Source organism: Paenibacillus xylanexedens (assembly GCF_017874615.1).
GTDB classification, from domain to species: Bacteria; Bacillota; Bacilli; order Paenibacillales; family Paenibacillaceae; genus Paenibacillus; species Paenibacillus xylanexedens.
On record NZ_JAGIKV010000002.1, the window covers coordinates 197,328 to 223,386 of the forward strand.

Sequence of the window (26,059 nt, forward strand, 5' to 3'; positions counted from 1 at the left end):
TCCGAATAAAAGGAGGTAAACACCATGAATTTCCTGGGACATGTCGTGCGATTTATCATCGCTGCAATTGTATTAATGGTGGTTAGCTGGATCGTTCCCGGATTCGCCGTTGGTGGCTTCTGGAGCGCCCTGTTGCTTGCTCTTGTCATTGCCCTGCTCGGCTGGATCGTTGAAGGTATCTTCGGCAAAAGAGTCAACCCGTTTGGTCGCGGTATTGTCGGATTCATCGTTAGTGCACTGGTGATTTGGCTTGGTCAATATGTTGTAGATCATGTTGAAGTCAGCCTGCTCGGTGCCATACTCGCTGCGCTGGTTATCGGGATTATCGATCTCTTCATCCCGGTATCCACCCCTTTTGATGCCGGACGAAGCTCCAAAAGTTAATCTCCACTTCACCTTAACGTCCCCATGAATTCTCCTAAACCTCTGAAGGCCCTGTGCCGGAAGGGGTTTATTTCATTCGGGCAGTACGCACGCTCTGCCGTACACGTGCAATTTTCAAAAAAACGACATACGCAGCGTGTACAGGCATCCACATATTGCGGTATGATGACTGGAGCAATCATTCAAATTTTATCCATATCACGCTTTAAGGAGGCACATGATGAAGAAAGGCATAACATGGCTCGCTGCCTGTATGTTAATTCTGGTCCTCACTGCATGTGGAGGGGCGAAACAGTCCGCAGAATCTGGCAGCAATGGATCCGATGCTGATGCTGGAGTTACAGCCAGCGAAGAATTGGTCATCAAGGCGAGTAACTATGAATTCGATCAACCTGAGTATCATCTTAAAAAAGGCGTTCCGGTCAACATTGTTTATGAAAATGAAAACGGAAATCACGGTATGCTTGTGCCTGAACTGAATCTTCGACTAGATATCAGTAATAACTCCAAAGTCATAACCCCGGACAAAGTTGGTGAGTTTGAAATGTCCTGTTCTGTCTTCTGTGGTTCAGGACACAGCAGCATGATCTCCAAAATTATCGTTGAAGAATAGTATTCAAGACAAGGAGCCCCCGCAGCGACGGGAGCTCCTTCTTTAGTATAACAAATTGTACAGAGTACGTTGCCCACGAGCCAGTTCTGCTGCATTCATTCCGCTAGGTCTGGTCCTGTTCAATCAATTCAATCCATTCGTTATATTCCGTCTGCAATTTCGTATATTCATCATGCAACTGACGATATTCCGTGTTCAGCTGCTCTGCCTTCTCCTGCTCCATTTCACGTTCAACCTGTAACAAACGTAATTGATTGGCCGCTAGTTCGTAACGCTCCCCCATCTCAAGCAGTTCAGTTTCCATGATCTCTTTCTCTTGGGTCGCTTCTGCACGTAACTGGTCCAGCTGCTGTCGTTCTTGCTCCAGTCCCTCCAGCAACTCACTACTTGCCGCACTTTCTCTCTTCCAAACCGTCAGTTCATTCTCAAGTGCAGCCCAGCGTTCCTGCCAGGATTGTTCCTGAGTCGCCCATTCATCTGCACGGCGTTGCCACACCTGGTCGTTCTGCTCTGCTTGTTCAACGCTTGAGCGAAGTTCTTCTTCACGTCTCGTCAACTGCTCCAGACGGGATGCCAACTCGGCCTGTTTGGCTGACAGTTCTTCGTGTTTGATCTGCCACTCCAACGCTTCTTCCTCAGTCTGGGCTAGCCGGCTCTCTTGCTCCGAGTAACGCTCGGAAAGTTTAGCTGAAGACTGTCTCGCTTCTTCAAGTGCGTTCACAATCTCTTGTTTCTCCTTGCTCAATTCATCCAGCTTGGAACTGTAATTCTCTTCCCGTTGTAATGCATCACTGTAATCATTACGGATTTGTTTATAGTTATCCTGAAGTCGGTTCAGCTCTTCCCGAACAACATTGAGCTCAACTTCAAGCTGATTGCGTTTCTCTTCCAAAAGCTCTGCATCCTTCTGGTATTGCACAGCCTCTTCGTGGTTGAAACGAGACTCTTCCTTCACCACGGACAATTCATCATGAAGGGATTGCACACCAGACTCCAACGTTTCATTTTGTTCAGCAACTTCAAGAATCTGATTCTCCAGGTATCCGATCTCAGCCAATCGCTGCTCAGCAAGATCCTTCAAGGACTGCTCACGTTCCGTAAGCGTGCCGATCTCATTCTGCAATGTACGCACCGCAGCATGAGCCTGTTCAAGCACTTTTTGCAGTCTGCGCTGTTCCTCTTCCGACTTCACTTCAGCCTCACGAAGCTTTTGGGCTTCCTGTTCAAGCTGTGCATGTTGCTCCTGAAGTTTGCGTAGCTGTGCTGCGAGAGAGGTTTCTCTATCCACAGTTTCATTATACTTCTGCTTCCATTGTTCCTGTAGATCACGGGATTGCTGGGCAGCCTGTTCCGTTTCACGCAGAAGCTCCTGCAACTGGGAACGGTCCTCTTTCAACTGCTCCAGTTGTTGCTCCAGTTCCGTAATTCGGCGAGTCTGAACTTCCTGCTCCTGTTTACGGACCCCATGCTCATGACGTAACGATTCCAATTGACCACGCTCGTGCTGAAGCTGCTGTTCTTGCTCTGCAACCATGTCCTGTGCACTGATGAGCTGGGTCATCACTTCTTCTAATTGTTCTTCGACATCTAATAGTCGAGTCTCCGCCTGTTTACGTTGTTCCTCAAGTTGCTGTTTGAGCTTGCCCTGTTCATCTTGCAATAAGGCCTCTGCCGCCGCTGCGGCTTCTTTCGCCTGGGACGCTGCTGCTTCCTTGGCTTGCTGCAATTGTTCCTCGAGGGCTGCTTCTTTCTCCATCCATTCGAGTTCTAACTGCTCGGATAACACCTTGAACTCCGCATTCAACTGATTTATCTCAGTCAGGCGCTTCTGCTCCGCTTGTTCCTGTAAGGCAGCCCGTTCCTGATTCGCCTGATCCGTGAGCTCTTGTGTCTGTTGCAGCGCTTTTTCTTCAGCCTGTTGAAGACGAAGTTCCATCTGTTGCTGAAGTTCGTTATATTGCAGCGCTGCCTCTTCCTGAGCTTTCTTCAGATTGCTCTCTGCCTGCTCCAACTCGGACAAAATGGCCGACTCGGCTTCTTCCTTGGCTGTCTGAACCTGCTGCGCAGCCTTGGCTTCAATCTGTTGACGTTCTGCAACGGCACGGCTTTCGGCTTCTTTTAATTGAGCTGCAGTCTTGTCCTGCAACTCTTTATATTGCGCCGCAGCTTTGGCCTGCGCCTGCTGCAATTCAGCTGCAGAACGGTTCTGAGCTTCTTTGAGCTGGGAAGCAGCCTGTGCCTGTGCATTTTTAAGCTGGTTAGCCGCTTTCTCTTCCATTTCCTTCAGCTGTTTCGTTCCCTTGGCTTCTGCTTCCTTCAGTTGTGCCGTCGCTTGGGCCTGTAATTTTTGCACTCGCTCCGTTGCTTGAGCGCGTTCTTGCTCCAGCAGCTTATTCAACTTGGCTATCTCTGAATTTTTGTCCGATTCGGACTTTTGCAACGCCTGCTCTGCTTCAATCTTCAGCTGTTGCAAATCAGCAAGAGCCTGGTCACGCCGTTCCAATTCTTGTTGATGTTCATTTTGTATGGCGTTTAACCGATTCAATTCGTTTCTCAGTTCTGTACGTTCTCCAGTAAGCATCTTCAGTTCATTACGGATTTCCTGAGTCTGAAGAGACTGTTCAGCCATATGTACAGCCGCCAGTACCGCAATACGCGGAGTATCCAGACGGGAATTTTGCTTGGAGATTGCGCCCATACGCTCATCTACCAGGTTAGCTACTTGTTTCATATAGTCGGCACTGCTGCCAACCAGTTTATAGGAAGTCCCGTAGATCTCTACGGTGACGCGTGTACGATCAGGTGTAGTCACAGTTGTGCCCTCCTTCAAGTCTGTATGTTGATTCTAAGCTGTAATCACAAAAAAGTCACATCGATCCTCTAATGCTAAGGATTCGATGTGACTTCAAACAATTCCTGCTAATCTTTGTTCAAAAAATCTTCTTTTGTCCTATTTACGCAATTCCGCTCCGAATTGCTCTTCCAGACGAGCCACTACACGGGCATGAACTTCAGTAACTTCCTCATCGGTGAGTGTACGTTCACGATTCCGGTATACCAGTGCCATCGCCACGCTCTTCTTGTTTTCACCCAGTTTACTGCCAGTAAACACATCGAATACCTGTACGTTTTGTAACCATTCACCCGCCGATTCACGAATGGCGCGCAGCATATCTCCAGCTTCAATATCCTCATTCACAACAACCGCGATATCACGTTCCATGGCTGGGAAACGCGGAAGCTCACGATAACGAATGTCAGCGTCTGCTTCGCTGTAGATCGATTCAAGTGCAATCTCTGCGATGTACACATCATTCAGATCATACTGCTGTTGCAGTTCCGGATGCAATTGACCCAATGTACCGATCAATGTGCCTTCCCCGCCATCCTTACCTTCCAGGTAAACCGATGCGGAACGTCCCGGATGGAATCCTTCAGGGCTGTTTGCTACCAAGCGAATGCGTTGTTCAAGCCCCACATAGGCGAACAGATGCTCAAGCGCACCTTTCAGATCGAAGAAGTCTACTTTCCCCGCTCCAACATTCCACTGCTGGCTTGCACGATTACCGGTGAGCAGCAAGCCCAGTACCGGAATCTCATGTGGTTGCTTGGTCAACTGATCTTCTTCAGTGAAGAACACATTGCCCACTTCAAATACAGCCAGTGAATCCTGTTTACGGTTCATGTTATACACCGCTGCATCCAGCATTTGCGGCAAAATACTCGTACGAAGCACACTGCGATCCTCACTCATAGGCATCGCAAGTTTCACGGCTTTACTTCCTTGTGTCAACGCCGGGAACAGGGTCGCTTTATCCGGGTGTACAAAGGAGTAACTGATCATTTCCTGCCAGCCACTGCCTGAGAGCAATCCACGAATCGTGCGGCGCATTGCTTGAGAGCGTGTATATGCCCCTGGAGTCGTCGGTCCTTCAATCCATGCGGTTGGAATGTTGTCGTATCCATACAGGCGTGCAATCTCTTCAAACAAGTCTACGTCGAGCGTAATATCCCCTCTGCGTGTTGGTACTTCCACATCCAGCAATCCTTGATCAGCATCACCACATGCAAAGTGCAAGCGAGCGAAGATGGTTTTTACCTCAAGCAAAGACAGATCGGTTCCCAGATAACGGTTCAATCGATCCAGCGACAATTGAATTACACGTTTCTCCGCAGCTTCTGCTCCAGCTTCCACGATTCCCTGGTGCACTTCACCTTCAGCATAACGCTGAATCAGTTCAGCCGCACGATCCAAAGCCGTAATCACCGCACCCGGGTCTACTTCCTTCTCAAAACGCATGCTTGCTTCGGAACGCAGCCCCAGTTGGCGCGACGTTTTCCGAACGGTTCCGCCGTCGAACTTGGCGGACTCCAAGAGCAGATTCACCGTGCCTTCCGATACCTCGGAATTCTCGCCACCCATAACCCCAGCGATGGCTACAGGTTTCACGCCGTCCGTGATGAGCAACATGTGCGGCTCCAGCTTGCGCTCCTGTCCATCCAGCGTAACAATCGTTTCGCCTTCGTTGGCCATCCGCACTTCAATATGGCCCTTTTCCAGTTTATCCGCATCGAATGCATGTAGCGGTTGACCATATTCCAACATGACATAGTTCGTGATATCAACGATGTTATTGATTGGGCGAACACCTGCCGCCATGAGACGGTTTTGCATCCACAGCGGGGAAGCACCCAGCTTAATGCCAGTTACATAACGAGCTGCATAGTGAATGCATTGCTCCTGTGCCTTGATCTCTACAGAGATATGATTCGCGGCTGCATCACCAATTTCAACCAGTTGGTCTTTGGGACTTGGCAGCTTCACTTCACGACCCAGAATGGCACCCACTTCATAAGCTGCACCACGCATGCTGAGACAGTCGGAACGGTTCGGTGTCAGGTCCAGTTCAAGAACATGATCGTCAAGACCAAGAACCTGACTGATTGGCGTGCCAACCTCTGTTTGTTCCGGCAGAACGAGAATACCTTCCTGCTGATCTTTCGGCAACAATTTATCGTTCATGCCCAGCTCTTTGGCGGAACAGATCATGCCAAGGGATACAACACCGCGCAGTTTGGCTTTTTTGATATCCAATCCACCAGGGAGCTTTGCTCCAACCAGGGCTACGACTACTTTTTGGCCTGCATCCACATTTTTCGCACCACACACGATCTGCAGATCTTCTTCCTGACCAGCATCGATGACACATACATTCAGTTTGTCTGCATCCGGGTGTTTCTCCTTGCTCTTCACATAACCTACAACAACTTTATTGACGCCCTTGTTGCGGTTCTCCACTACATCAATTTCGACACCCGCACGGGTGATTTTCTCAGCCAATTCCTGTGGCGTCACACCTTCAAGGGAAATATAATCAGACAGCCAATCTGTCGATACTCTCATGGACGTTCACTTCCTTCATCTATAAATTGGTGTTCCCGGTTCATTCGCTTGCTCTATATGGTTAATCTTTCTTGACTAAAAGTTACAGTCGTCCAAATTGCTTCAGGAAGGTCAGATCACTATTGTAGAAGTGACGGATATCATCGACACCATACTTCAGCATCGCAATACGTTCTACGCCCATTCCAAATGCAAAACCACTGTATTTCTCCGGATCGTATCCACCCATTTCCAGTACTTTCGGGTGAACCATACCGCCGCCCAAAATTTCAAGCCAGCCTGTTTGCTTACATACGCGACAGCCGCTGCCGCCACATTGTACACAGGTTACATCCACTTCCGCACTTGGCTCTGTGAACGGGAAGAAACTTGGACGCAGACGAATTTCTGTGTGGGAACCGAACATTTCGCGCACGAATTGCAGCAGGGTTCCTTTCAGATCGCTCATACGAATGTTTTCGCTGATGACCAATCCTTCAACCTGGTTGAATTGGAAAGAGTGTGTCGCATCGTCGTCATCACGGCGGTATACTTTACCTGGGCAGATGACTTTGACAGGCACTTCGCCCTTCATGCTCTGCATGGTACGTACTTGAACCGGAGATGTATGGGTACGCATCAACAAGTCTTCGGTAACATAGAAAGAATCCTGCATATCGCGCGCCGGGTGATTCTTCGGCAGATTCAATGCTTCAAAGTTGTAATAATCCATTTCGACTTCAGGACCTTCCGCTACGCGGTATCCCATACCGATGAAAATATCTTCAATCTCCTGTACCACTTTGGTCAGTGGATGCAGTCCGCCTTGACGTCCACGACGTCCTGGCAGAGTCACATCAATTTTCTCGGATTGCAGACGCTTCGCCGTCTCTTCCTTCTGGAACTGATCCTGCTTGCTGTCGATGACCTCCTCAATGGCAGCTCGAACATCATTGGCTACTTGACCAATAACTGGACGTTCCTCCGCACTAAGTGCACCCATACCACGCAAAATTTCAGTCAATGCACCCTTTTTCCCCAAATACTTCACACGCAGATCACTGAGCGTCTGCGGATCATTCACACCAGACAACTGCTCCAGCGCTTCGATCTTCAATGCCTCTAAACGTTCTTTCATGTGTAATTGCCCCCTTTTTGTGGTGTTTTTGCAACAAAAAAAGGCCTTCTCTCCCCTGAAGGGACGAAAAGACCGTGGTACCACCCTTGTTAGACATCCATTGCTGCGTGGCCCTTCTGGCCTGCAACCGGTTCTGTCTCACTTTGTACGGAATAACGACCGTTAACCGTTTGCCCCTACTGTTGCCTCTGTGTCTGCACACATACAGGTTCAGGGAACCGCTTCGGAGTGAATTTCGGCAGCCTTGTTCTACAGAAACGCTCTCAATCTACGGCGCTTCCTCCCTGTCCAGAGGCACTGCTTACTTATCTCCATCATCACGTTTGCTTAGTTTACCCATATCGATGTAATCATCGATGATCGTTCATAATTATATGCAAAATAGATCGAAATAGCAAGCCGTCCATATTCTAATTTATGCTTGCACCCTTATCTTTCAATTGTTTCAGGCGCTGCTGGATTTCACGAATCTCAGCTGCCTCGTCTGCTCGCTCATTCGAATGCTCGGGCTGTGTCAGACTGTCTTTTCCAGCAGTGCTCACAGGAGACAGCAACTCCGATAGTCGCATCTCCAATCGTAACCGCTCGTCATCGGATTCCCGGGTCTCCAGCGCCACCTCCCGAAGTTTGCTGGACTGCTCCCAATCCGACACACCTCCTTCAAACAGAGTTGCTGTGCCACCAGGCTCCAGATCGCATAACCGATTCGCGAGTGACTTCGTCAGCATCCGGTCATGGGATACAAGCACCAAAGCACCTGAAGCCTGTTTTAATACATTTTCCATGACTTCCTGGGTATCAATGTCCAGATAATTCGTCGGTTCGTCCAGCACCAGCAGATTCGCTCCGCCAAAATACAGCCTCAGAAATGCCACTCTGCACTTTTCCCCCATGCTCAAATCCCCAATGCGCTTGAACACATCATCTCTGGAAAATAGGAAACATCCCAGAATGGTACGTGCCGCACTTTGTGTCATGGATGGAAGGGTAAGCAAGCTGTCCAGCAGCGTCAGATTTTCGGGAAGCCCTTCCAGCTCCTGTGAAAAGTAACCGATTTTCAGTTGCGGATGCCGTGTGACCTTGCCTTGCGAAGGTTCCAGTTCACCAATCATCAACTTCAGCAGTGTTGTCTTGCCCGTTCCATTAGGGCCCCGTACAGCAAGCCGATCTCCGCGTTCCACAGTAATTCGAAGATTGCGAAGCAATGATTTGTCTCCCGTATATGAAAAACTCACCTCTTCCAGCGCAAGCAGCTGGCGTGCAGCCAGTGGATTCATCTGTAATTCCATGTTCAACTTTGCGGCTTCACGAGGTTTATCCACCCGTTCCCGCTCCAAACGCTCCAGCTGTTTTTGTTTCGCATGGTAACGTGAAATATTTTTGTTGGCTTTGGCCTTGTAGAAGCTCTGGGTGATCTTCACCTCTACATCGGTCGCCGAATTATGGGCTTTATGGAACCATTCCTGATAATTTCGAATCGTTTCTTCCAGCGCCTTACGTTCCAATTCCTGCCTGCGGTAGATCGTTTCCTGTTCGCGTAATTCACGCTCTTTGTGGATCTTGTAGTCGGAGTATCCGCCCTTGTATTTGGTCAGGGCATCTGGACTGAACTCAATGACTCCTGTTGCTACCTGATCAATAAACGTACGATCATGTGATACAAATAACAGCGTACCTTCATATGAGGATAACCACTCTTCCAGCCAGCGCATGCTTCCCTCATCCAGATGATTCGTCGGTTCATCCAGGATCAGGAACTTGGGTTTGCTGACAAGTAGCCCCGCCAAACGAGCCTTTGTTTTTTGTCCACCGCTCAAGGAATGATAGGGTCTATTCCAATGCTCTGCGGATAATCCAAGGCGGGTCAGTACTTTCTCTACCTCAGTCTCCCACATATAACCGTTCAACTGTTCATATTGCTCCATCACTAGTGTATAAGCTGCAAGCAGCTCTTCATCCGCTTCAGTGCTCATGCTCAACCGTTGTTCCAGTTCTTCCAAGTTCCGTTTCACTTCATAGATCTGACCGCTCTCACGCCGGACCGCATCCAGTACATTCATCCCGGTCTCAATCTCCGAGCGCTGGCGCATGAACCCCCATTCCTGCTGCGGGATATGACGTTCAATCCGTCCACCACCATGCTCCTCACCCAAAATGGTACGTAACAACGTTGTCTTGCCGCATCCGTTGCGACCCAAAATGGCGAGTCGTTCGCCCTCATTAATCTCCAAATTCAATCCTCTAAACAATTCAATACCGTTCCACTCTTTTGATACTTCATGTAAGCGTACCAATGTCATCATGAGGCCTCATCCTTCCTGCATCCTTTTTGCTGAACAAAAAAAACCGCTGGCATCAGCCGGCGGTTTGGCAATTCAGGGTTGGATCAAGCATTCAAAGACAGATCTAAGGTAAGCTACGGCATGAACAAAGAAACCCAAAATACAGGGTACACGTAAACCTTCAAGGCTTACTTGTTCCATACCTTTTCCCATAGCTGAATTTGGACACACGAATCCCCTCATTGCTCAGCCGCTCTGGCTGACTGCGTCATAAAACCGTCTGCAGTTAACTGGGGTTCAATTCATGTGTTTTACTTCATGGGACGTATGGTTACCTCTCATTCATGTGTAGTATCAATTTCTCCGTTATTGTACCAGATCATTGTAAAAAAGCAAAGGGTATATACATTAAACTAAAGAATACTTACTTATTCGCAACTCCGATGACAAAGCAACCTTCTGATCGCTGTTACCACGGGATTTCTTTTAGGGTAATAGAAAAAGCCCCTGCATCGCAAGGGCTTCGGTACTGCTTCGTTAAGCGGGTGATGGGAATCGAACCCACGCTATTAGCTTGGAAGGCTAAAGTTCTACCATTGAACTACACCCGCATGATTGAAGATTTACAAATAATAATATACCATGACCCTCTATAGCATGCAAGTCATTTTTTCCATTTTTTTCATTACACATCCATCAAAAAAAGCAGGAGCACCCTCGCGCCCCCGCTGTTCCCTACCCTGTAGGCTTATCCACATCTCTCAAAAACTGCTTTTCAAATTCAGCGGCTTTAATCGGTTTGCTGAAGAAATAACCCTGGGCCTCGTGACAGTGTTGATTGCGAAGAAAGACCATCTGATCTTCGTTCTCCACGCCCTCAGCTGTGACTTTCAGTTGTAAATGATGCGCCATTGAAGTGATGGTAGATACGATCGCAGCGTTATTGCTGTCCTCCATGACTTCATTCACGAATGAACGGTCAATCTTGAGCCGATCAATCGGCAGATCCTTCAGATAGTGCAACGAGCTGTATCCCGTTCCAAAATCATCAATACTGATATGCACACCAATTTCTTTGATTTTGCGCAACTGTTCGAATGACCGGTCTTTATCAAATGTCATGCTCTCTGTAATCTCCAGTTCAAGCCATACAGGCTCTAGTCCCGTCTCTTTGAGAATGCCATTGATATTGTCCAACAAATGGGAGTGCCTGAATTGTCTCATCGACAGATTCACCGAAACACACAGTTTACGATAACCGGCTTCCTGCCACTGTTTGTTCTGTGCACACGCTTCACGAAGCACCCATTCTCCAAGTGGCACAATGAGCCCACTCTCTTCTGCCAGAGGAATAAAGTCCGCCGGAGATACCGAGCCTCGCTGCGGATGCTGCCAACGCACCAAGGCTTCCATGCCAACGACTAGCCCACTTTGCAGATTAACCTGCGGCTGGTAGACCAGGTAGAACTGACCTCGATCCAATGCCTTGCGCAGATCATTCTCAAGCTGCAAACGCTCCTGTGCCTTCATCTGCATCGCATGGGCAAAACGATTCAGTTCCATTCCTTGTTCCTTAGCACTGTGCAAAGCCGTATCGGCATTCTGAATAATCTCCAGTGGTGACTCCCCATCATGTGGGAAAATGGCCATCCCGATTCCAAGTGTCAGATGATACTCATTGCCATCAACCAAGACGGGCTTCTCAAAAAGTTGCAAAATGGATCTTGTCCGACGCAACGCTGTATCGGTTGAACTGAAATCTGTCATCGTTAATGCAAACTCATCTCTTCCCAATCCAAAAACTTCTTCTCCTGGAAGGGACAATTGTTTCAGTCGTTGACCTACCTGACGCAAAACACGGTTAGCTGCTTGCTGTCCAAGCGAATCATTAATGGTCTTGAACCGATTAATATTCAGGACCAATACACCAACAAGCTGTTCCTGCACCACGGCATCATCCATCATCTTTTTCAGCTGCTGTGAAAGGCGACGGCGGTTTGGAAGTCCAGTTACATCATCATGATGAGCAATATAGTTCATCTTGGCTTCCGCGACCTGCTGTTGCAGGAAAGGTGTGTCCACTACGGACGTATACAGCCCTTTTTGGATGAAAAAATATGCCATACAATTACTCAGCAATCCTAATAACAGATTGAGATCGTTCACCCCAGTTGCTGAAACAAAATAACATTCACCAAAAAAGAAACACAGAATGCCACATAGAATGGTTGGTAAATCACCATCTTTGGTTTTTTTCCATTGTCCAAACAAAAGAACTGCAATAATGCCATAGAGCAATCCAACCATAAGATGAACTCGGGTGAAGATACCACCAAGCACTTCCCCATCAAGCATACTCGGCAACATGCTCCATTCCTGAATAGCCAGTATGTACAAAATAACAAAGGTACCCAATGTCCCACTTAAAAGTAAGAATTTGCGTGGTAATGCAAATTCTTTCTCATTTAAGGTATACATGAGCAGTAAACCTACGGAACATACCAAAGATCCCATGGTTGACATCATTAAGGAGAACTCCGATTCCATCATGGCTCCATTTGGAATCTCTTCTGCAAATGAAACGATATGAACCAGTTCAAACAGACCAATCAATAAAAAGAGTGTTGTCAATAATGTCCTCCGAAGCGTTAGCTTCTGTGTCCGAAACAACCAGCTTTGATTATAGATGCCGATACAAGCCGCTACCGCAGCAAATCCACCCAAGAGTGTCAAAACCGGGTAACCCGATATGATCAGATCAGAGCTTGAAGAAGAACGAAACCATTGACTTGCGAGGAAACATAATAAGCCGCCCACAGCGACCCAACTTATTTTTCTCTGATCTTGCAGATTAACCTTCATGCCGTGTTTTCCTTCCCGGGATCACCTATCCTGAATTACATTAACCAAACTCAACAACTTACTACACGATTCGACAAAAAACATATTAACCAACGTTCAATTCACATGCATACACATGCTATCTGGTACATAATAACATTTAATTTTGTATACGTGAACTAAAAAATAGTTACTCCTAGGAATATTTATTCACAAATATATAGAAAAACAAGGCATTAAGAACTAAAAAAACATGGATCTCCAGTTAGAGTCCATGTTTTCCTATTTTACAACTGTATTTCAGACTATATTACTTATCAAAATTCACTTCTGGTGTTGTTAATTTATCATAAAAATCAACAACCTTATCCTTGTCTTCCGATGAGCGAATCGCCATTGCTGAACGTGGATGCTCGTCCAACGCGCCTGTAATCATGTAAGGCAGAATGTAACCCCATTCTTCTTTTTCTCTGAGCGGAACCATCAACTGTTCCAATACACCAAGTACTGGACGCAGATTGTATTTTGTTCCTTTCAGATGAGCTACGAGCAATTCGGTTGGACAGTTTCCAGCAGCACGGCCCATACCATACACAGAAGCATCAAGCAGTTCAACGCCAAGTTCTGCCGCAACCAATGTGTTAGAAAACGCAAGTTGCATATTATTATGTGTGTGAACACCAAGACGTTTGTTAGGCAAGTGAGTCTTGAACTTCTCTACCAGATATTTCACATCATTATGGTCCAAGCTACCGTAGGAGTCTACAATGTAAACAACATCCACAGCGCTTTCTTTGATCAATTCAAATGCTTCCAGCAATTCATTCTCCATAACATTGGAGAGTGCCATAATATTAAGTGTAGTTTCATATCCACGATCATGGAATGTTTGAACCAGTGCAAGTGCCTTGTCTACATCTTTGCTGTAGCAGGCAACCCGGATCAGATCCAGCATGCTCTCACTGCGAGGCAAGATATCATTTTCGTCCACACGTCCAACGTCAACCAGTGCAGACAGTTTGGTATTTCCTTTTTGAGGAATAACTTTACGCAGGAAATCATCGTTCAGGAAACGCCATGGTCCTGCTTCCTCGGCACCTTTCAGTAACTTCGGAGAGTTCTTATATCCAATTTCCATATAATCAACGCCAGCTTCATTCAATCCAGCATATAGCTGTTGAACAAAGTCCACGCTAAAGTCCCAATTATTCACCAATCCGCCATCACGGATCGTACAATCTACAATTTTGCAATGATTTGTCTTCATTAATGTCTGCTCCTTTTCTGACCAACTTGTGTATTCCTCTCATGATACTTGAACGTGACAAGAAAAGTAAAGGGATTCCGGACTTATTTACTTCGATAAGATCTCCAGATTCGGTCAATCTCAACCATATCGGAACGATCGGGAGTTTTCTCTCCATAACGAATGGCATTATACGTATCTGGCAGTCTCGCAGACAGCTCATCTTCTTCTACCTTCACACCATTCTGAATAATGGTCTGTGCAGCCTCCAGCGGAGTATGCGTCCCCTGTATTTCCACTCCTCGATGAGCTGCTCTTTCAATCCAAGTCCGATAGTAATACCGAACACGTTCGGCATCCTGTGCAGGGGGCGCCTCTTTCTTGGGAAACCAATTCTTTCGGACTTTTGCTGGCGCATCAAGCGTCTCACTGACATCGATATACTCCGTCCGTGGTTCTGCCTTCTTTTCACCTGGTTGTAACATCCCCTTGAATCGATCCATAAGTCTGTTTATCGTTTTTTGTCCCAACCTCAGAAGCAGCCACAGGATTGCTCCTGCTACAGCACACATCACTACCCATCCAAGGATGTTCCAGAAGACTGAGGGCTCGGATGGCGGCTCTCTCCAGTCATTCGGTATATTTAACTGCTGATTGGGGTTGTCCATTGGTAATCGTGGCTCCTCGCCGGAAATCGGACCAAACCATCCCCTGATCCATGCGAGCAAGCGATCACGTAGCGGTCCCAGCCAGGCAGCCAGACTTGGGAAAGCACCAATCGCGACGATAACAATAAACATCCACATGAACCGCTGATGATTCGCACGTGCAAAATCTCTTAATACCAATCTTCTCTTGCCGTCATTGAGTATTGCCTGATCCAGTTGCAGCATATATCGTCCAACCAACCAAAAGGCAAAGCTGATCACTCCGGCAATATAGATCCATAGAGTATAGGTTCGTATCGGCTGCATGAATTCCAACGAATTCGAAGCAATCATAAGCACGATCGCACAGATTACACCCATAATCTGCAAGCGCCATAACAACACAGAATGAAAGACTGGCTGGAAGGTTAGACCTGCATAAGCCGAGATGACTCCACACAGTACCAAAGTGATGATATCCGGCAAAGGGAGAATAAGGCTCATCCCAACAACGAGTGCGAAAAGAAATCCCATGACGAGTGCCGTTACTCCACGGATGAATGTACTCTTCTCGCTAAAACCTGGAATTTTATGCTGAATAAACTGTCCCAACCAACCTACAAGAACAACCAGGATGAATAATGTGTACGGCAAATGTTCCATTGCGTAGAATGAAGCAAGCGTAAATATCGGAAAAAGGTATATGCCCGCCATCAAGACGGCAAGCATTGCTATGAGTCCTTTGGTCATCGCTCCCGGTCTGTTCCTCATGCACTCACCGCCTTCGTATTACCCTTCACGTCCTCTACCGGGAGAATCGTTACACGATGTCCTTGTTCGTGCAGACGTGCAATCTCGTGCTCCATAGCGGCAGATACATAGGATGTAATCAGCAGATAGCTGCGGATTTGCTGTGCTTCTTCATTCAGACGTACTTCATCATTCAGGAATTGCTCCATGGGCACCATGCATTTCAACTCTGTCTCAGCCATAGCTTCCAGTAACCGTTCCAGATGCGGGGTGCCATAATCCGGCTCAATCCGAAGTGTATCGCGGCCTCCACCCACATGATAACCATTATGGGCGAAGCCTGCCGGCAACCCTCTACCGATGGCATCCACTGCAGCCGTGGCAGCGTAACGAAGTGCCCGCTCAATCTTTTCCGGTCGAGTAACAACACTCCACATATCTGCAGATTCCTGAATATTGACTACAATCCAGGATTGCGGATCAGCCGTCCATCCCTGCTTGTAGACTTGTAATTCACCTGTACGTGCACTCGCTTTCCAGTGAATACGATTCATGGGGTCGCCTGCACCATAAGGCCGAACACCCAGGATCAAGAAAGGATCTTCAACGATCCATCGTGATACTTCCACTTCTCCCTGCCATACCTGATAAATTGCAGGAAGATCCTCTGCATTCACTAATGAAGGATACACGATCATAGACATTTGCAAAGGAACCGGTTTGGTGGAACGCCACACGCCAAAGAGATCCCCACCTGTCATCGTTGCTGTATTTAATGGATAAATCCCACGCTGAGTACATGTAAAAGGATGCTTGCGCGTAATACGAGTAAACGGTTTTAACGTAAAAATACTCTTATGGTTCTGATAGATCTCGCCTTGACTAATATCCATACCTGAACCGGAACGAAATACAAACGACACTGGCATCATCGATTCAAGTCTGAGCCACGGCACGGAGACTCGTTTCTCATTCGATATCGTCTCTACCATCTCAAGTTCATCTCCAGCGTAACAACGCAGCTTACTGAATTGTCTGCTGTACTTGAGTTTTCGCAGTGCAGGTCGTCCAAACCACACACCATGTATAACAACGACAATGCCTCCAACAAGGACAAGCCATAATAATGCCATAAGATTAACGCCCGCTTGTAGCGAGATTCTCCGTAGGCACTTCTGTCTGATTCAGAAGTTCCTGGATGATACGCTCCGCCAAGCCCTCTTGTTGTCTGATCCGGTTACGAAACACAAGTCGGTGGGCCAGCACAGGTTCCGCCAGTACTTTAATATCATCAGGCAAAACAAAGTCTCTGCCATGCAGTGCAGCCCATGCCTGACTTGCCTTGAGTAATGCCTGAGCCCCTCGTGGACTTACGCCAAGCGAGAGCTCGGGATGTTGCCTTGTCGCTTCGGTTAACTGAATGATATATCGTAGCAGATCTTCGTTGATCTGCACTGTTTTATACGTATCCTGCGCCTTCAAAAGTTCTTCACGACTGATCACTGCTGAGAGATCATCAACAGAACGACTGGCTACCGTACGTCTCAAAATTTCTACACTCTCTTCACTGCTTGGATAACCCATGCGAATTTTCATCATAAAACGATCCATCTGCGCTTCTGGTAGCGGAAAAGTTCCCTGGTTATCTACAGGATTCTGGGTGGCGATAACGATGAATGGCCGTTCCAGCTGTCTCGTTGAACCGTCGATACTGATCTGGCGCTCTTCCATACACTCCAGCAAGCTTGATTGTGTACGCGGTGTAGCCCGGTTAATCTCATCGGCTAGTACAAGATTGGCAAACAAGGGGCCGGGTCGGAATTCAAAATCCCCTTCTTTTTGATTAAAAAAATGAATTCCTGTTAAGTCAGAGGGTAGCAAGTCCGGTGTAAACTGTATCCGTTGGAATGTGCAGTCCAATGAAGAGGCTACCGATTTGGCAAGCATCGTTTTTCCAGTACCCGGTACATCCTCCAGCAGCACATGTCCTGACGCTATGATCGCTGTCATTACCAGCTCTATCGTATGCTCTTTTCCCACAATCACTTTTCCCACGTGATCCATCAGTTGTTGATTCATTCGTTCCATTCCTTGGATTTCCATCTGCATCTCATCCTTCCGTTATGGAGCTTATGTATTCGCATTCATTACTAACTATAACCGTTATTGGCAACATAAAACAAAGGAGTTGGCAAATGGCCAACTCCTTGACTCCCCACTTTTCTCAATAAACCAAGGGTAACATAATTATAAACCGCGTGCCTTCGCCCTTTTTGCTATCCACAGAGATGGTGCCTCCATGGTTCTTGATGATTCGGTAACTCACCGAAAGTCCAAGCCCCGTTCCGCTCTCCTTGGTCGTGAAGAATGGATCAAACAGACGTACAAGCGTGTTATGGTCCATCCCATGACCGTTATCCGCGATGGAGATCTGCACGAACTTGTTTTCCGTGGCGGTAGATATTCGAATTAAACCCGTATGTTCTTCGCCAACTTCCTCAATGGCATCCATTGCGTTTTTCACCATATTCAAAATAACCTGCTTAATCTGTTTGACATCAATGGATACATTCAGTGGGGCATTCCCTTCATCCAGTACGATCTCGCATCCCTTCATCAAACCTTCACTTTCGGTCAGCAAGACCACCTCTTTGAGCAAAGAGTCGACGGATATCACGGTCTTCTGTGGAGCTGACGGTTTGGAAGAATTCAAAAATTCGTAGATGATGTCATTCGCCCGATCAATCTCCGTCAGTATGATTCGAGCGTACTCGTCTTTGCCGAGCTGCAGCAAATGGGGCCTGAGCAGTTGGATGAACCCACGGATTGCAGTCAACGGATTACGAATTTCATGAGCAATAGATGCTGATATTCGCCCCAGCATCGCAAGTTTGTCATTTTGATAAGCGGTCTGTTCAATTTGTTTATAATCAGATACATCTTTGACGCTGAACAAGAAGTCGCCATCCATCTGATCACCGTACGTCACAGTAACCAGCCAATGCCTTCCGTATTCATCAATCAACTCATGATAGCGCTTACGATGAAAAATAGTTTCCCGATAGATACGTAAAATTTTCTTTTTCTTGAATCGGCTCATCTGCGGATGATGCAGCATTTGCATCAGGGTGCAGCCGCTCAACAGACTTCGTGGAAGCTCCAACAACTTTGCCATCTGAACGTTAATAAACGTCAATACACCGTGACTGTCAAACAACATAATACCGCTATCCAGATGTTCCAGTACATTCTCGTACTTGTTGTTATCCAGATGCACAGGCGGGAATCCATCCGTTGGTTGAGGCACTGTATCCTGAAATTCACTAATCATGTCAGGTTCCTCCTTTTCACGTAAATGATAAACTTGCCATTCGGACATCATATCATCACAGAAACAGGAAGGGCCGATTTTATTGTTCATTACCGGTGCCCTTTCGTTGGGGGGCTGAGCCGAAAATATGGATGGCATGTCCGGAACTCAAGCTGGTCTATTCCCGGTAACCAACAGTCGATCCGGAAAATCATATACGTTTGTTCCATTCTGACCTTCTCCTATTCCCAAACACGAACATTTTTTGCTCCGCCTCTTTGCAAGTCTGTTTTTATCATAGACAAGTTTATAGAAGAGAGTCAATCGGAGAAAGTGTCGAATGGAAATTATTTTAAAAAAAACCTCGAATTAGTTCCAGAACAACGCACAAAAACGAAGCCGTTTCACCCAGTAGGCAAATCAGCTTCGTTTTTAATATCTTTAATTGGTGATATATCCGAGATCATCTATAGTCCGGTCTTATTATGCTGAATTTTCAGTCTGCGCTGACTCATCACAGCTAATCGACGTTTAAGTTCGCTTTCCCACTTCTCGTCTTTGGTTTCCTTCGCGAGCCTGAGCAAATCCAGAGCCATATCAATCTGGCGCTGCACAATGACCATGGCATCCTCGCTCTCACGGTTTACACAGTTTTCGAAAATCGCATCCTCATCTTCTGTAACATAATCTTGAAAGTCGATCTCGGATGCACCGTCTCCATGCGCATATTCAGCCAGGATTTCGTATTCGTTTTCCACTTTATAATGCACCTCAACCCGGTGACACACCGGGCAAAACAGCAGGGGAACATTATGAACCTGGGTGCGGTAATGCTTCAGCGTGCCCTTCGTTCCAACCATACTTGCCCCACAACAGTAACTCATTTTTGTTCACCCTCCTTATTACGTGCCGGGACTTTTTTGTTAAAATGCAATCCCGTACACTTACAGCACTTCCGAAAAGGAATAGTTCCATCAGTGTATCACATTCATGTACAGATTATAAATGCAGAGCACCGGAATATTTACCGGGTTTCCATACCCTATTCGCCTTGAAGGCCATCAATTCCTCTTTCAACAGATAAAAAGAAGACTTTCTTCTAATATATTATTAACACGCTTAGCTGCTTGTTCAAACACTTTTGATTAACTTCGTGATAACTTCCGGCAAAAGGGTGCAAAAAGCCCTCAATCCCTAACGGGATGAGGGCTTGAACAAAAACCGTTCAAGTTAATCTGGCTTACAGGTTAGTGTCGCCTGGTTTCCAGTTCATTGCACACAATCCGCCGGATTGCAGTGCTTGCAGTACGCGAAGTGTTTCTTCAACACTACGGCCTACATCGTTGTGGTTAACCACTTGATATTTCAGTTCGCCTTCTGGATCGATGATGAACAGACCGCGCAATGCTACGCCTTCTTCTTCGATCAGAACGCCGTAATCTTTAGCCACTTGCTTCGTGATGTCAGAAGCCAGCGGGAAGTTCAATTGACCCAGACCATTGCTGTCTACAGGTGTGTTGATCCATGCTTTGTGGCTGTGTACGGAGTCTACGCTCACGCCAAGGATTTCTGTATCCAAAGCTTTGAATTGCTCGGAAGCAACGCTCAAAGCTGTAATTTCAGTTGGGCACACAAATGTGAAGTCCAAAGGATAAAAGAAGAATACAAGCCATTTGCCACGATAATCGGACAGTTTAACGGAACCGAAGTCTTGTCCGTCTCCCGATACTGTTTCCATTGCGAAATCCGGTGCTGGTCTACCTACCAAACGTTCTGCCATAACTAAAAATTCCTCCTTTGGGATTATGTAAGCATCCTTGCGGATTGCTCATCATCAAGAAAAACGCGTACGCTTTTCCTGTAATTAAAATGATTTGAACCTTGATAACAAGTACAAGTAAAATGTTATCATCCGGACTTCCCAAAGTCAAGATTATAAACATTATTTTTTTATAATCATTATAAATAAGGATTTTTCGTGGCAAAAATGATAAAGGAACAGCCCTCTGTACATTCCATAACTGGAAACAAAGGGCTGCCTGTAGTAGATAATATAATTACGCCTGTTTCTGAATAGCCGCCACGATCAAATCGCCCATTTTGGTCGTGCTGATCGCTGTGCTCTTGTCTACAGCAATATCACTCGTGCGGTGTCCTGCGTTCAATACATCCGACACAGCTGCTTCAATAGCATCCGCACCTTCTGTATAACCAAAGGTTGTACGGAACATCAATGCCAAAGAGAGAATGGTTGCAATCGGATTAGCGAGGCCTTGACCTGCGATATCCGGTGCGGAACCGTGTACCGGTTCATAGAGTCCGAAGCTGCCCTCTCCCAGTGATGCAGATGCGAGCATACCGATGGAACCTGTCAACATCGCTGCTTCATCACTCAAGATATCTCCGAACATGTTTTCCGTTACGATGACATCGAAGCTGGATGGACGACGCAGCAATTGCATCGCGCAGTTGTCTACCAGTACATGTTCCAGTTCAACATCCGGATAATCCGGTGCTACCCGGTTCACGACTTCACGCCAGAGACGGGAAGTTTCCAATACGTTGGCTTTGTCTACAGAAGCCAGCTTTTTGCGACGTCCTTGCGCAATTTCGAATGCCTGACGAACGATCCGCTCCACTTCTGTTACATTATATGCACATGTATCCACAGCCTCTTCGCCCTGTGCACTTTCACGTCTGAACTTCTCTCCGAAGTAGATCCCACCTGTCAACTCACGTACCACCATCAGATCTGTACCTTCCAGTACTTCAGGCTTCAGAGTTGAAGCATCCTTCAAGCAATCAAATACGACAGCCGGACGCAGGTTGGAGAACAATCCAAGTGCTTTGCGAATACCCAACAGGCCTGTTTCCGGGCGAAGCTCCTTGCTGTTGTTATCCCATTTTGGACCACCAACCGCTCCAAGCAGGACTGCATCTGCACTTTTACATACGCTCAGTGTTTCTTCAGGAAGAGGTGTACCCTTCTCATCAATCGCGATTCCGCCAAACAGCGCATGCTCTGTCTCAAAACGATAACCGAATACTTCCTCCGTACGTTTAAGAACTTTCTCAGCCTCAGCTACGACTTCAGGGCCGATTCCGTCACCTGCAATAACTGCAATTTTTTTCACGTCTGCCATTGGGTTGTCCACTCCTTATATTTCATTCATTAATTATTCATCAAGTAACGTCTCATATTAACTCTCTCTTTTGTATCATATTCCAAGGAAGGTCATTTGACCAAGATATACAATCTATGACTTTAATAGATTTTACCTATAAGCCAATAGAGATTGGCCTTTCCAAGTTGTTCTGACCTCCCGGCTGGGTTAAAATATAGCTGAATTCAAATCAGGTACGCAGGAGGGATAAGCAACATGCAATATTCGTATTTGGGTAAATCAGGCCTCAAGGTCAGCCGAATCTGTCTCGGTACCATGAATTTCGGGCCTGCTACAGATGAAAAAGAAGCTTTCCGCATTATGGACGCAGCACTCGATGCAGGCGTGAACTTTTTTGATACCGCTAACATCTACGGTTGGGGTGAAAATTCCGGCCTTACCGAAGAAATTATCGGACGCTGGTTCAACCAGGGTGGGGGCAGACGTGAAAAAGTAGTTCTGGCCACCAAAGTATATGGCTCCATGCATGATGATACAGATGGCCCCAACAACGAAGCTGGCCTCTCCGCCTACAAAATCAGACGGCATCTGGAGGGTTCCCTCCGCCGCTTACAGACCGATCATATCGAGCTATACCAGATGCATCATGTAGACCCTTCCATATCGTGGGACGAACTGTGGGGTTCGTTCGAGAATGCCGTTCATCAGGGTAAAATCGGTTATGTAGGATCGAGTAACTTTGCTGCATGGCAGATTGCAATCGCTCAAAGCGAAGCCAAGAATCGTCATTTCCTCGGCCTGGTTTCCGAACAACATAAATATAGTCTCAACTGTCGTTTGCCTGAGTTGGAAGTACTGCCCGCAGCAAAAGAGCTGGGCCTCGGCGTCATTCCATGGAGTCCACTGGATGGTGGATTACTGGGACGTAACGCTCTGCAGAAGCTGGAAGGAACACGCAGCGGGGGCATCGCTGGACGGATCGAGCAGCAGCAAACTCAGCTTGAAGACTTTGCCGCACTGTGTCGTGATCTCGGCGAACCACAGGATACGGTGGCTTTGGCATGGGTTGCAGCCAATCCCGCAGTGACCGCCCCGATTATCGGACCGCGTACGCTGGAGCAGTTTGAGACCGCACTCAAATGTTTGGAAGTGACTTTGGATGAAGCTGTGCTCAAACGTCTGGATGAGATTTTCCCGGGTCCAGGTGGACATGCACCTAATGCATACGCGTGGTAATAGCTTGATAGCGTAAGCCAATGCAATAGGTAATCGTGGAAAAGGTTCTGTGTTTCACTGCCATAATCATATAAATACAAGCAAAAGAGTCTGACCCTCCACAGGAGAGTCAGACTCTTTACGTACCTCACTAAACGTAACAAAGCAAGCCGAACGATCTTCTATATCCATTAAGAATAAGATAGATCATCCCGGCAGTTTACATGCGTTCCAGCTTATAGTTCAGTTCAATGAAGGGTGCGTGCTTCTTGCATTGAAGCCTACAGGTTAACGTTTACACGGTTCGTATATGTCTTGCGCTTCTCAATCAATTGATTCAGACCGTCTACATAGGCACGTGCACTTGCACCCAATATATCTGTGCTTACGCCACGTCCTTGTACCGAAACCTGATTCTGAGTCAGCACAACATGTACTTCACCCAATGCATCCTTACCATGCGTTACCGATTTGATGGAGTAGTCAGACAACGTTACGTCTTCCCCACTCACTTGGTCAATCGCATTGTAGATTGCATCTACCGATCCATTACCCTCCGCTTGCTTCTCAATCGTATCCCCGTCAAGCGTTGCAATGCGGACTTTGGCCGTTGGTACCGATTCATCTCCGTACGTTACGAAGATGGATTCCAGTTTATACACCTCAGGTGCATCCTGCAATTTCTCTTCAATTACGGCAAGCAGATCTTCGTCAGTAACTTCTTTTTTCTTGTCAGCCAGATCTTTGAACTGGGCGAAAGCCCGATTCAATGCTTCTTCTTCCAGCTCATACCCCAGATCAATCAACCGTTCACGGAAAGCATGACGACCAGAATGTTTACCCAGTACAAGTTTACTTTCCTTCAGACCAATGGACTCTGGAGTCATAATCTCATACGTTGTTTTTTCCTTCAGCATGCCGTCCTGGTGAATGCCGGATTCATGTGCGAAGGCATTTGCCCCAACAATGGCTTTGTTTCCAGGCACAACCATACCTGTCAAACGACTAACCAAACGACTGGTCCGTGCAATCTCAGACAGCTGCAGCGATGTTTTCGCCTGGAAAAATTCCTGACGTGTCTCAAGTGCCATAGCAATTTCCTCGATCGCCGTGTTTCCGGCACGTTCACCAATGCCATTGATCGTACCTTCGATCTGATCGGCTCCGTTGAGAATGGCTGCAAGTGTATTGGCCGTCGCCATACCCAAGTCATTATGACAGTGGGCACTCAGCTGTACCTTTTCAATACCGTGTACATTCTCCTTGAGATGTTTGAAAATGTTTCCGTATTCATATGGGCTCAGGTAACCAACCGTATCCGGAATATTCACGACGGCTGCACCTTCTTCAACAGCCATATTCACCATTTCCACGAGGAAATCATACTCGGTACGACCTGCATCCTCAAGTGAGAATTCAATCTTCGAGAATGTTTTCTTTGCATAACGAATCGCGGAACGAGCTGTATCCAGTACCTGCGCTTTGTCCATGCGCAATTTATGTTGGCGGTGAATAGGTGAAGTTGCCAGGAAAACATGAATGCACGGGTCCTGTGCACCTTTAAGTGCTTCCTTAACCGCATCAATGTCTTGCTCTCTGGAACGGGACAAGCCAATAACAGTCACATTTTTGACCGCATTTGCTACTGCATTGACAGCTGCCAGATCACCTGGAGATGCCGCCGGGAAACCCGCTTCCATCCGATCAATGCCCAGCCGCTCGAGCTGATGGGCAATTTCCACCTTCTCACGAGTGTTCAGATTGACTCCCGGGGATTGCTCTCCATCACGCAGCGTTGTGTCAAATACATAGATTTTACGCACGCTTCGCACCTCCTGTACTTGTTATTATATGTTTCTCTGAACCAGCAATAGCGGCTCACGCATAAAGCACGGCCGCTATTCCCAGTTAAAGCTCTAAGTTTACTTGAATACCTTAAAGTGCATGTTCTAGAAGTTAATGCTTACTTCTTGATCCAGTGCATCATCTCACGCAATTGTCCGCCAACCACTTCGATTGGGTGTTCAGCTTCGTTACGACGAGTTGCTGTCAAGAATGCACGTCCGGATTGGTTTTCCAGAATGAAGTCGCGTGCGAATTTACCTTGTTGGATATCCGTCAGTACTTCCTTCATTGCTTTCTTCGTATCTTCAGTTACAACGCGAGGTCCAGTTACATAGTCACCGTACTCAGCTGTGTTACTGATGGAATCACGCATGCTTGAAAGTCCGCCTTCATACATCATGTCAACGATCAGCTTCAGTTCGTGCAGACATTCGAAGTATGCCATTTCAGGAGCGTAACCCGCTTCTGTCAATGTTTCGAATCCAGCTTTTACTAATGCACTCACGCCACCACACAGAACAGCTTGCTCACCGAACAGATCTGTTTCTGTTTCTTCACGGAAGGAAGTTTCGATAACCCCTGCGCGTGTACAACCGATACCTTTAGCATAAGCCAAACCGATTTCTTTAGCTTTACCCGTTGCATCTTGCTCAATAGCGATCAGGCCCGGTACACCAAAACCTTCCACATAAGTACGACGTACCATGTGACCAGGGGACTTAGGAGCTACCAGCAATACATCGCTGTTTTTTGGAGCAACGATTTGACCGAAATGAACGTTGAAACCGTGTGAGAAGAGCAATGCAGCGCCTTCTTTCAGGTTTGGTTCGATTTCGTTTTTGTATACAGAAGCTTGAGTTTCGTCTGGCAGCAAGATTTGAACTACATCTGCGCGGCTTGTTGCTTCAGCCGGGGACAGAACTTCAAATCCGTCATTTTTTGCAGTGTCGAAGGATTTACCTTCACGAAGTCCGATGACTACGTTCAATCCACTATCACGAAGGTTTTGAGCTTGGGCGTGGCCCTGGCTACCATAACCGATTACCGCGATCGTTTTTCCTTTCAATACGTTAAGCTCTGCATCCTGTTCATAATAAGTAGTTACTGGCATGTTTATAAGTCCTCCTTTGTATTGTAAAGAACCCTTCATTAATGAGCGGGTGTCTCAAGGGACCGCCTCGCTTGGAGTGTCAAAAGCATCTCTGGTCTGATCCGATCTGATCCGATCCGTTCAGACACCCGCCCATTAATGCGGGAATGTAGCTATATTTTCAAGCGTT

Annotated in this window: 18 protein-coding genes and 1 tRNA gene; 3 read left to right on the forward strand and 16 right to left on the reverse strand. The window is 46.9% G+C overall.

Translation table 11 applies throughout. The annotated features are described in order from the left end of the window. Positions 1-24 precede the first annotated feature (24 nt). A complete protein-coding gene (locus tag J2Z28_RS03195) occupies positions 25-384 on the forward strand; it encodes a phage holin family protein (protein ID WP_017689637.1) in 360 nt (119 codons plus the stop codon). Between the two features lie 220 nt (positions 385-604). Next, entirely contained in the window at positions 605-997 is a 393-nt protein-coding gene (locus tag J2Z28_RS03200; protein WP_211081156.1) for a cupredoxin domain-containing protein, read from the forward strand. A gap of 103 nt (positions 998-1,100) precedes the next feature. Here the strand turns inward: J2Z28_RS03200 and J2Z28_RS03205 are convergent, their stop codons facing one another. The 14 genes from J2Z28_RS03205 to leuB form a co-directional block, all read right to left on the reverse strand. Beyond that, positions 1,101-3,809 (reverse strand): cell division protein ZapA, encoded by a 2,709-nt coding sequence (locus tag J2Z28_RS03205; RefSeq protein WP_211081157.1) that lies wholly within the window; start codon positions 3,807-3,809, stop codon positions 1,101-1,103. A gap of 138 nt (positions 3,810-3,947) precedes the next feature. Next, positions 3,948-6,401, reverse strand: coding sequence for a phenylalanine--tRNA ligase subunit beta (pheT, locus tag J2Z28_RS03210; protein ID WP_211081158.1), 2,454 nt, complete (start codon positions 6,399-6,401; stop codon positions 3,948-3,950). Between the two features lie 82 nt (positions 6,402-6,483). Then, positions 6,484-7,518, reverse strand: a complete 1,035-nt coding sequence (pheS, locus tag J2Z28_RS03215) for a phenylalanine--tRNA ligase subunit alpha (RefSeq protein ID WP_047842255.1) — start codon at positions 7,516-7,518, stop codon at positions 6,484-6,486. Between the two features lie 410 nt (positions 7,519-7,928). After that, positions 7,929-9,821, reverse strand: coding sequence for a ribosomal protection-like ABC-F family protein (gene abc-f / locus J2Z28_RS03220; RefSeq protein WP_211081159.1), 1,893 nt, complete (start codon positions 9,819-9,821; stop codon positions 7,929-7,931). Positions 9,822-10,340: 519 nt separating this feature from the next. Next, a tRNA-Gly gene (locus J2Z28_RS03225) sits at positions 10,341-10,411 on the reverse strand. A gap of 124 nt (positions 10,412-10,535) precedes the next feature. After that, the gene (locus J2Z28_RS03230; RefSeq protein ID WP_211081160.1) at positions 10,536-12,662 is read right to left on the reverse strand and encodes a bifunctional diguanylate cyclase/phosphodiesterase; all 2,127 of its coding nucleotides are present in this window, start codon (positions 12,660-12,662) and stop codon (positions 10,536-10,538) included. 289 nt (positions 12,663-12,951) lie between these two features. Continuing rightward, complete coding sequence (locus tag J2Z28_RS03235; RefSeq protein WP_047842252.1) at positions 12,952-13,908, reverse strand: aldolase catalytic domain-containing protein; 957 nt, start codon at positions 13,906-13,908, stop codon at positions 12,952-12,954. Between the two features lie 83 nt (positions 13,909-13,991). Then, positions 13,992-15,305 carry a DUF4129 domain-containing protein gene (locus J2Z28_RS03240; protein ID WP_211081161.1) on the reverse strand — a complete coding sequence of 438 codons (1,314 nt, stop codon included), beginning with the start codon at positions 15,303-15,305 and terminating at the stop codon, positions 13,992-13,994. Then, on the reverse strand, positions 15,302-16,417 hold the full coding sequence (locus J2Z28_RS03245) for a DUF58 domain-containing protein (RefSeq protein ID WP_211081162.1): 1,116 nt from the start codon (positions 16,415-16,417) through the stop codon (positions 15,302-15,304). Before J2Z28_RS03245 ends, J2Z28_RS03240 begins: the two co-directional genes overlap by 4 nt. 4 nt (positions 16,418-16,421) lie before the next feature. Beyond that, positions 16,422-17,387, reverse strand: a complete 966-nt coding sequence (locus J2Z28_RS03250; protein ID WP_017689647.1) for an AAA family ATPase — start codon at positions 17,385-17,387, stop codon at positions 16,422-16,424. 121 nt (positions 17,388-17,508) lie between these two features. Beyond that, positions 17,509-18,615: a PAS domain-containing sensor histidine kinase gene (locus J2Z28_RS03255; protein WP_211081163.1), complete on the reverse strand. Its 1,107-nt coding sequence runs from the start codon at positions 18,613-18,615 to the stop codon at positions 17,509-17,511. Between the two features lie 446 nt (positions 18,616-19,061). Beyond that, on the reverse strand, positions 19,062-19,478 hold the full coding sequence (locus tag J2Z28_RS03260; protein ID WP_017689649.1) for a hypothetical protein: 417 nt from the start codon (positions 19,476-19,478) through the stop codon (positions 19,062-19,064). Positions 19,479-19,834: 356 nt separating this feature from the next. Continuing rightward, positions 19,835-20,374, reverse strand: coding sequence for a peroxiredoxin (locus tag J2Z28_RS03265; RefSeq protein ID WP_036610146.1), 540 nt, complete (start codon positions 20,372-20,374; stop codon positions 19,835-19,837). Positions 20,375-20,651: 277 nt separating this feature from the next. After that, on the reverse strand, positions 20,652-21,737 hold the full coding sequence (leuB, locus tag J2Z28_RS03270) for a 3-isopropylmalate dehydrogenase (protein WP_211081164.1): 1,086 nt from the start codon (positions 21,735-21,737) through the stop codon (positions 20,652-20,654). Between the two features lie 237 nt (positions 21,738-21,974). Between leuB and J2Z28_RS03275 the strand changes: the two genes are divergently transcribed. Continuing rightward, positions 21,975-22,955, forward strand: a complete 981-nt coding sequence (locus tag J2Z28_RS03275) for an aldo/keto reductase (RefSeq protein WP_211081165.1) — start codon at positions 21,975-21,977, stop codon at positions 22,953-22,955. 260 nt (positions 22,956-23,215) lie between these two features. Here J2Z28_RS03275 and J2Z28_RS03280 read toward each other — a convergent pair whose 3' ends face one another. Then, positions 23,216-24,757, reverse strand: a complete 1,542-nt coding sequence (locus tag J2Z28_RS03280) for a 2-isopropylmalate synthase (protein WP_036610154.1) — start codon at positions 24,755-24,757, stop codon at positions 23,216-23,218. A 140-nt stretch (positions 24,758-24,897) separates the two neighbouring features. Next, positions 24,898-25,890 carry a ketol-acid reductoisomerase gene (gene ilvC / locus J2Z28_RS03285; RefSeq protein WP_036669754.1) on the reverse strand — a complete coding sequence of 331 codons (993 nt, stop codon included), beginning with the start codon at positions 25,888-25,890 and terminating at the stop codon, positions 24,898-24,900. Positions 25,891-26,059: the final 169 nt, after the last annotated feature.